Genomic DNA, 8,684 nt, shown 5'->3' with positions numbered 1-8,684 from the left:
CATATACCTGTCACCTCGTTTAGACCGTGCCGTGTTTTTAGCTGGACGTTCCTCTCTCTTGTGAATAACATCTCAAACGCTGCAATGACACGTTTTCTGGTGTCAACCGCCTCGATAATATCGTCCACATAACCTCTCTTCGCAGCCGCTACCGCGCTGGACTGCAGTGCCTGGTACTCAGCCGCCTTCTCCTGAATCAGGGAAACGCTGTCGTCCGCACCGGCAATCTCATCCGCATACATAATCTTTGCTGCCGCGGTGGCGTCCATCATGCCGATGGAAGCGTTTGGCCACGCGTACACGATATCCGCGCCGATGGATTTGCTGCACATGGTCAGATAAGCGGTTCCGTAGGCTTCGCCCACAATCACGGTTACCTTCGGCACGCTTGCATCTGCAAACGCGTAGGTCAGTCTGCCTGCGGATTTGGCCATATGCTTCTCGCCGCACAGGCTGGCCGCATAGCCCTTGACATTGACAAGTGTCAGTAACGGAATGTTGAATGCGTCACAGAAGTTGACAAAGTCCGCTGCCTTCTTGCATCCTCTGGATGTGAGGGCCGCCTCGTACTCCGCTTTCTTCTCGCCGCTCTCGTCGTAGCTGGCGGTGCGGTTTGCCACACAGCCCACGGTTGTCCCGTTCAGACGGATAAAGCCTGTCACCATGGCAGGTGCGTATGCCGCTCTTACTTCCATAAAGAAATTGTCATCGGAAATGGTGGACAGGGAAAGCGCCGGGTCCTCTGCTAAGTTGTCCAGTCCCGCACATGCTCTGTTCAAATCGTCGCCACACTCATCGTAGGACATATCATCCTCGTTGTTGGCCGGAAGAATGGAAACCAGGGTTCTGATTTCGGAAAGAATGGTTGTCTCGTCGCCGACAAAGTCAACAAGACCCACTTCCTCACTCTGGAATGATGCGGAAGAAGTGTCACACTTGGATGTATAGTTGCCGTCGATGGCATTTGGCGAATTGACGAACAGCTTTGCGGACTTGCCTTCCATAAAGGTAAAGTCAGTAAGCGCCGCTGACACTGCCATACCGCCTCCACAGGTGCCAAAAATAGCGGAAATCTGTGGAATCACTCCGGATGCCATGGTCTGGTTTTTGTAAAGCTCACCAAATCCGTGAAGTGCATCGGTGGCTTCCTGCAGTCTCAAACCTGCACAGTCAATAAGACCAATCACCGGCGCCCCCATCTTCATGGCCAGCTCATAAATATTGGAGATTTTTTTGGCGTGCATCTCGCCCATGGAACCGCCCATAACAGAAGCGTCCTGGCTGTACACATAAACAAGGCTGCCTTCGATGGTACCATATCCGGTCACGACACCGTCGGCAGGTGTTTCCTTGCCTGTCATGTTGAAGTCCGTATTTCTCGCTGTGACATAAGCGCCGACTTCAACAAAACTGTTATCATCAAGTAAGGCATTGATACGGTTACTTGCTGATGTTTGTGCTGAATTACTCATTTTGCTATCCTCCATTTTTAAATATTTGATGTATGATTGTTATGCTTTTAACAAACAACCACACAGTAAATCCAAATTTCTGCCGATTATAATTGTATAACTAATTGGGTTATTTTTCAAGATGTTTTTGGTGAAATTATCCAAAATTTTATTAGATATGTAATAGCTATGGAAAAGTAAGGAAAAAGAGCGGAATGTTTCTCCGCTCTTTTGGGAAATATCGCTTGATTTTGTGGTTACCAGGCCGGGCAGACCAGGTATTTATCCAGAATATTGCGGATGCACCAGTTCAGTGTCACCTCTTCCACGTCACTGCCGGCGTATATGGGGAAGACCTTGACCGGTTTTTCCTCCAGATAGTAGGTGACGCTGCCCACGACGGTTCCGGCTCTCACCGGGGCTTTCAGTTTCTTGGGGATGTCGGTGGACATCTGGACCTTCTCCCCCTCTTTCATGAGAAGCTTCAGACTCTTCTCCTCGTCTTTTAGATTCATGGTGACGTCCGTGTAGGCCGTCTGGCCGATACCGGTTTCCGGGCTGATGCCATTTTCCACGGGGATAGGCTTTAGGTTCTGCTCCCGGTAGACCTCACGGTACTGGTAGTTGGCGAGGCCGTAGGTGAAGAGGGCCCGGGTGTCGGACCACTTCCAGGTCTTGTGGGGCGGCCAGCCGCAGCCGAGAAGGGCCACCACAAACTGGCGGCCGCCATCCTCCAGGGCGCCGATGTAGGAGTAGCCGGCCCCGCCGGTGAAGCCGGTCTTGCCGGACAGCACGCCGTTCATCATGGAGAGGAAGGCATTGTGGTTGGTGCAGTTGAAGCTGCGTTTTCCCTCCAAATCGGTGAAATAATAGTTCTGGGTCTGGGTGATGTTCAGGAATTCCTCCCGCTTGGGGGACTCCCACACGCAGTAAGACATGATGCGGGCCAAATCCGCCGCGGTGGTGCTGTGAATCTGCTCCCTGCCGGACTCGTCTGTCTCCACGGCGTCCAGGCCGTTGGGGGTGATGAAATAGGTGTTCTCACAGCCGATGTCCCTGGCCTTCTGGTTCATCATCCTGGCAAAGCCCTTCACATCGCCGCCGATATGCTCCGCTATCATGACGGCCGCGTCGTTGTGGGATTCCAGCATCAGGGAGTAGAGCAAATCCCCCAGGCGGAAGGTCTCGCCGGTGGAGACGCCCAGATGAACCTTTGGCTGGCCGGCCGCGTAGGAAGACACCTTGACCACGTCGTCGGGAGAGCCGTTTTCCAGGGCCAGGATGCAGGTCATGATTTTGGTGGTGCTGGCCATGGGGCGCTGCAGCAGTTCTTCTTTTCCATATAAAATCCGGCCAGATGCGGCATCCATCAAAACCGCGGACTGGGCGTAGAGTTTTAAGTCTTTCTCCTGCTCCTCCCCGCCCGTCTCCCCAAAGGCCGGGAAGAGGCACAGCTGAAGGGACAGAAATGTGGATAATAGTGTAAGGACGATTGATTTCAAGGGACTTCCCATCCTGGTAGTTTATTATCTATCCTATTCTGTGATTGGGATTCTTATTCGTGGAATCAATAAAGAGCCCGGCCAGCCGGCCGGACTCCCTGTCTTTTTCATTCTGTGACTGAATCTTCTGTTATCTCCAGATACCCCAGGAATCTACCCAGAATCCATCCGGGGTCCAGGTGTTGGTATATAAGGCGCCGGACGCGTCAAAGCAGTACCAGCTGCCGTTGAGGTGCTGCCAGCCGGTCAGCATGGCTCCGCTTCCCTCCAGGTAGTACCGGCGGCCATTGATGTTCTGCCATCCGGTCAGCATGACTCCGCTCTCGTTCATGTAGTACCATCTATTGTTGACGAACTGCCAGCCGGTAGCCATCGCTCCGCTCGGAAGCAGGTAGTACCAGTTCCCGTCCAGGTTCTGCCAGCCGGTCACCATGTAACCGCTCTTGTTAAAGTAGTACCAGGCTCCGTTAATCTGACGCCATGTGGATGCCGGATATCCTCCGTTGCTAAAGGCGTACCACCAGCCTCTTGCATCCTGAACCCAGCCGCCGTTGACAGGCGTGCTCTGGGCCTGCCGTTCCGAGATAATATTGTAATCCGAATCCTCCGACCACTCACCTGGATTGTTGTTGTATGTGGCAATTCCTCTCACCCGGAAGCTGTAATCTCCCTCTCTTGTGAAGCTGCCGGAGAAATCATAGTGGGCGCTGGTGCTCTTCACCGTCGTCTGAAGTTTGTCGTTGCGGTATAACCGTATCTCATAGCTCTTAGCGCCTTCCAGCTCATCCCAGACAGCCATGTTGTCTTCCCAGTAGTTGTTCTCTACCGCCTGCAGCTTTCCTGTCAGCCGCGGGAAGGTGACCGTCAACTCCAGCGTATCTCCGCTGTCATAGGTTCTGGCCTTTTTGTACTTGGCGTTCTCACCGGAGATAGAGAACACGCTTCTGGCGGTAGAGCTGAACCGGTAGCCGTTGGCCGCATGAAGGACTGCAACCACTTCCGGCATGTCTCCTAACACCCAGTAGTCATCCACATCGTTGGTGTAATACACGTCTCCCACCCGGTACTTGGCATCTCCCTTTGCCGTTGCACTGACCTTTCCGGGGCGCTCTCCCTGTGCGGGGACACTGTCCCAGCTGAACTCAATCTCCACTTTCTCAATCTTGGTCTCTGCCGCATGTGCGCTTATGCTCATTCCCATGGCCATACACAAAGTAAGCAGCAGGGCTGCTGTTCTTTTTCTCATAACACTACCCCTTTCCTTCCTGATTCAAAATGACTCCAAACCGGTATTCCAATCCACTCTGGTTTATATTACCATTGTAGCCTTCTTTATCCATATCTTCAATTGATTTCTTCTTACAAGATATTACGATTTCATTACATAGAATTTATATATGGAATCCATGGTATGGAATTTTATTTTGGGGCTTTTATTCGAACATATATTCTGGTATACTGATAGGAAGAAAGGTTGGTGGATATGTATGGGAAAGCAGCGGGTTGTTTTCCATATTGATGTGAACTCGGCATTTTTGAGCTGGGAGTCGGTGTACCGGCTGTCTCAGGACCCGGAGGCTCTGGATCTGCGGACGATTCCGGCGGTGGTGGGGGGCGATAGGGAGTCCCGGCACGGGATTGTGCTGGCCAAATCCACCTCGGCGAAGGCCTACGGCATTACCACCGGGGAGCCGCTGGTGCAGGCCCTTAAGAAATGTCCCGGACTGACGGTGGTGCCATCCCGGTTTGATATCTATATTGAGAATTCCAGGAAGCTGATTCATCTGCTGGAGGATTACACGCCGGATATTGAAAAATTCAGCATTGACGAGGCGTTTCTTGATATGACGGAGACCATTCACCTGTTTGGGGAGCCTATGGACGTGGCCAGGCAGATTCGGGAGCGGGTGAAGAAGGAGCTTGGCTTTACGGTCAATGTGGGGGTGGCTCCCAACAAGCTGCTGGCCAAGATGGCTTCGGATTTTCAGAAGCCGGACAAGTGCCACAGTCTATGGCTTGACGAAGTGCCGGAGAAGATGTGGCCCATGCCGGTCCGGGAGCTGTTCTTCGTGGGCGGCGCGGCGGAGAAGAAAATGACAGCCATCGGCATCAACACCATCGGCGATCTGGCGCGCTGCGACGTGCATCTGCTCTGCTCCCATCTGGGAAATAAATACGGGACACTGATTCACAACTACGCCAACGGCATTGACGACGAGCCGGTGGCGGAGCGGGAACCCATCAACAAGGGCTACGGCAACAGCGTCACCCTGTCCAGGGATGTGTCGGACTACGAGACGGCCTGTCAGGTGGTGCTATCCCTATGCGAGACCGTGGGCGCCCGCCTTCGAAGCGACCATGTGGTGTGCAACTGCATCTGTGTGGAGCTTCGGGACTGGCAATTTCACAACCAATCCCACCAGTTGACCCTCTCCTCCCCCACGGACTCCACCTCGGTGATATACCAGAACGCCTGCAGGCTGCTGAAGGACTCCTGGGATTTCACGCCGCTGCGGCTGATTGGCGTCCGCACCAGCCGGATTGCCGGCGACGACTACTGCCAGCTGAGTCTGTTTGACACTGGGAAGGATAAGCGGATGGAGCAGTTCGAGAAAGCGGTAGACAGCATCCGCGATAAGTTTGGCATTGACAGCATCAAGCGGGCCAGTTTTCTGCAGAGCGACGCCATTGTGGACCACGCGGCCAGCAAGAAGAAGCATCTGGGGGACTGACGAAGGGTGTTTACAGGAGGTAGTCTTCGATCTCGTATACGGTTCCGGCGACAGTCAGGGTTTTGATATAGACGCTGGCTTCGTCGGGATATTCCTCGTCCGCCTCGCAGAAGCCGACAGCTTCCAGCGGGGTGCGGCCGATGGTCTTTTTGCAGCTGATTTCTTTACCCAGCACGTTTTTGTCCGCCAGCATTTCCGCCATATCAAGAAGGACATCCTCCACCTCCTCGTCAATGTGGCGTTTTGCGAATTCCGCTTCCAGTTTTTCGTATAATTCTTCGTTCATTCTCTTGGCTCCTTTGGCTTTCTATTGGTTTACTACCAATGATTATACACGTATGCCGGAGGTTGTCAATCGCTGTGGCTTGTGAATGGAGGCCAATCGTGATAAAATCTTGAATATGAAAAAATTACTGAACTATGAGATTACAACGGAATATGAGAACTGGAGTGTTGAGAAATTTCTGAAATCGGAGGGGTATTCCAGGCACCTGATTGTCCATCTGCGGAATACGGAGAACGGGATCACGGTTGACGGGAAGCTGACTTACACCACCCACCGCTTATCCCCCGGGGAAATGCTGACGATACGGCTGGTGGAGACGGAACGCTCGGACACCATTGTGCCGGTTCCCATGGAACTTGATATAGTGTATGAGGATGAAGATTTGCTGGTCATCAACAAGGCCGCCAATCTGCCCATCCATCCGTCCCAGGGAAATTATGACTGCACGCTGGCCAATGGGGTGGCCGATTACTACGCCAGGAAGGGGGAGCCCTTCGTGTACCGGGCTGTCAACCGGCTGGACCGGGATACCACCGGGCTTCTGATTCTGGCAAAGCACGCTCTCTCCGCCGCGATTCTGTCGCGGATGGTAGCGGAGCGGGAGATTCACCGGCAGTATCTGGCTGTGGTGAGCGGACGGCTGGAGGGAAATGGGACCATCACGGCGCCGATTGCGCGGGTGGATGGTTCTACGATTGAGCGGTGTGTGGACTTTGAGCGGGGGGATGCAGCCTGTACCCATTATCAGGCACTTGTTTACAACCGGGAGCTGGACTGCACGCTGGTGTCGCTTCGGCTGGAGACGGGGCGGACCCATCAGATTCGGGTTCATATGAAGTTTATCGGACATCCGCTGCCGGGGGATTTTCTGTACTGTCCGGATTACCGGTATATGAAAAGACAGGCGCTTCACTCCTATTGTCTGGAATTTCGTCATCCTATCACAAAAAAGGAGCTTCGGTTTGAAGCCCCTCTTCCTGATGATATGAAATTATTTATCAGAGATATTGCCGTCCCCTTGAATAGTGATTTAAGGCTATAAAGGACGGCGCAATTTCTTGGGATAATGAGTTTGAATGATAAAGGACGGTGCAGCTCTCCTTGAAATAACGAGTTTGGTTTATACTGGGCGGCGCAGTCCCTTGGGATAATGATTCTTGAGCGTCTGGCCGGCCAGCTTGGACCAGCCGATGGAATAGCCGTCCACCAGCATCAGAACCCAGCCTTTGCCGTGCAGATTCCAGTTTTCCGACGGTGTCTCCGGTGCGGGCTGGGTTTCGCCGTTTAGGTAGGCTGCTATCTGGCGGGTGTCGGACTCCGTGTTTAGATTGTACCACTGGGCGGCTTCCTCCCGGTTCAGATAGAGGGCTAGGGCGTGGGACGGCTCCAAACGGTTCTTTTTGATGGTTCCTAAGTGCAGGCCAGGTCTTACGATTTTTAAGCCACGGTAGTCTGTCATGGCTTCCGGAAGCGCGTAGAGCTGCTCGCCAAACAGGATGAGATGGTCTTTCCACGACTGGCATAGATTCGTGAAGTCACGGGAAGTCCGTGTCAGTGTGGTATCCTCAAACTCCTGCCAGGCCTTTAACACGGCTTTGTCTTTGACGTAAGACGGCATTTTCCGCCTCCGCACGGTGGCAGTGCCTTCTTTTTTCAGGACGGCCAGATAATGGCCCTCTCCTTCCACCTTGTGGGGCCAGATGCGGAAGGTGTATCCCAGTTCTTCTCTTCCGCCCTCCACCCAGTCCGGTCTTCCCGGACTGAACAGGCCGCAGGAGCCCACCTGCTCGATCTTGAACTCCGGGTGGGCCCTGAGGAAGGTTTCGATACTGCCCTCATTTTCCTCCGGGGAGAAGGTGCAGGTGGAATAGACGAGACGGCCGCCGCCTTTCAGCATAGCGGCAGCGTTGTGAAGGATTTCCTGCTGCCGGGCGGCGCACAGTTTTACATTGTCGGGGCTCCACTCGGCTCTGGCTCCCTCGTCTTTGCGGAACATGCCCTCCCCGGAGCAGGGGGCGTCCACCACAATCTTGTCAAAGAATTCCGGGAAATACTCCGCCAGGCGGCCGGTATCCTCGTTGACCACCACCGCGTTGGCCACGCCCATCCGCTCCATATTCTGGGACAGGATTTTGGCTCTGGCGGGGTGGATTTCATTGCTTAACAGAAATCCGCGGGACTGGAGGCGCTGGGCTATCTGGGTGCTCTTTCCGCCGGGTGCAGCACACATATCAAGCACGAAGTCGCCCGGCTGCGGGTCCAGCAGCTCCACCACCGACATGGCGCTGGGCTCCTGGATGTAGTAGAGGCCGGCCTCGTGAAAAGGATGCTTTCCCGGACGGGTATTTCCTTCATAATAAAAGCCTTCCTTGGCCCAGGGAATCTCTCTCAGTTCAAAGAGAGGGGACAGTTTTTCGAAGCCATCCTGCCGCCCTATTTTCAGGGTGTTGACGCGCAGTCCCTGGACTCTGTCCTTCTTATAGCTTTCTATAAAAGCACCGTATTCTTCCCCCAGAAGGGTTCTCATCTTTATTTCAAATGCTTCCGGCAGTACCACGCCTGTCTCCTCGTTCATATTTATGTCCTACTCCATTTGTATTCTAATTTGTATTTAATATTTTATTTGATACTTCCCACAGGGAACTTCCCCATGTGGCATGGCAACAGTTTAACAGAAGGTTTCAGCCTGGTCAACCAGTTCCAGCCAAAAAGC

The 8,684-nt window shown here is 53.5% G+C and carries 6 protein-coding genes and 1 pseudogene; 2 read left to right on the top strand and 5 right to left on the bottom strand.

Annotation, left to right across the window (positions count from 1 at the left end; all coding sequences use genetic code 11):
- Positions 1–19 precede the first annotated feature (19 nt).
- From HMPREF9473_RS11030 to HMPREF9473_RS11020, 3 genes and pseudogenes are all read right to left on the bottom strand, one after another.
- Positions 20–1,472, bottom strand: a pseudogene (locus tag HMPREF9473_RS11030) (acyl-CoA carboxylase subunit beta).
- Between the two features lie 236 nt (positions 1,473–1,708).
- Positions 1,709–2,953: a D-alanyl-D-alanine carboxypeptidase family protein gene (locus HMPREF9473_RS11025; RefSeq protein ID WP_006780187.1), complete on the bottom strand. Its 1,245-nt coding sequence runs from the start codon at positions 2,951–2,953 to the stop codon at positions 1,709–1,711.
- A gap of 130 nt (positions 2,954–3,083) precedes the next feature.
- Positions 3,084–4,199 (bottom strand): N-acetylmuramoyl-L-alanine amidase family protein, encoded by a 1,116-nt coding sequence (locus HMPREF9473_RS11020; protein WP_006780186.1) that lies wholly within the window; start codon positions 4,197–4,199, stop codon positions 3,084–3,086.
- Positions 4,200–4,440: 241 nt separating this feature from the next.
- On the opposite strand from HMPREF9473_RS11020, the gene HMPREF9473_RS11015 reads away from it, so the two are divergent.
- The gene (locus HMPREF9473_RS11015; RefSeq protein ID WP_006780185.1) at positions 4,441–5,685 is read left to right on the top strand and encodes a DNA polymerase Y family protein; all 1,245 of its coding nucleotides are present in this window, start codon (positions 4,441–4,443) and stop codon (positions 5,683–5,685) included.
- Positions 5,686–5,695: 10 nt separating this feature from the next.
- Here HMPREF9473_RS11015 and HMPREF9473_RS11010 read toward each other — a convergent pair whose 3' ends face one another.
- Positions 5,696–5,971 carry a hypothetical protein gene (locus HMPREF9473_RS11010; protein WP_006780184.1) on the bottom strand — a complete coding sequence of 92 codons (276 nt, stop codon included), beginning with the start codon at positions 5,969–5,971 and terminating at the stop codon, positions 5,696–5,698.
- 115 nt (positions 5,972–6,086) lie between these two features.
- Here HMPREF9473_RS11010 and HMPREF9473_RS11005 point away from each other — a divergent pair, with 115 nt between their 5' ends.
- A complete protein-coding gene (locus tag HMPREF9473_RS11005; RefSeq protein WP_034859184.1) occupies positions 6,087–7,013 on the top strand; it encodes an RluA family pseudouridine synthase in 927 nt (308 codons plus the stop codon).
- Between the two features lie 78 nt (positions 7,014–7,091).
- Here the strand turns inward: HMPREF9473_RS11005 and HMPREF9473_RS11000 are convergent, their stop codons facing one another.
- Entirely contained in the window at positions 7,092–8,546 is a 1,455-nt protein-coding gene (locus HMPREF9473_RS11000) for an RsmF rRNA methyltransferase first C-terminal domain-containing protein (RefSeq protein WP_006780182.1), read from the bottom strand.
- Positions 8,547–8,684 lie beyond the last annotated feature (138 nt).

The sequence above is a fragment of the Hungatella hathewayi WAL-18680 genome (genome assembly GCF_000235505.1).
GTDB lineage: Bacteria > Bacillota > Clostridia > Lachnospirales > Lachnospiraceae > Hungatella_A > Hungatella_A hathewayi_A.
The sequence above is the reverse complement of the archived record's forward strand: the minus strand, read 5'-3'. Positions and strand labels throughout refer to the sequence as shown.

Coding starts and splice junctions, on each gene's coding strand:
- HMPREF9473_RS11010 (WP_006780184.1), bottom strand. CDS start 5,971: ATGAACGAAGAATTATACGAAAAACTGGAAGCGGAATTCGCAAAACGC.
- HMPREF9473_RS11020 (WP_006780186.1), bottom strand. CDS start 4,199: ATGAGAAAAAGAACAGCAGCCCTGCTGCTTACTTTGTGTATGGCCATG.
- HMPREF9473_RS11005 (WP_034859184.1), top strand. CDS start 6,087: ATGAAAAAATTACTGAACTATGAGATTACAACGGAATATGAGAACTGG.
- HMPREF9473_RS11000 (WP_006780182.1), bottom strand. CDS start 8,546: ATGAACGAGGAGACAGGCGTGGTACTGCCGGAAGCATTTGAAATAAAG.
- HMPREF9473_RS11015 (WP_006780185.1), top strand. CDS start 4,441: ATGGGAAAGCAGCGGGTTGTTTTCCATATTGATGTGAACTCGGCATTT.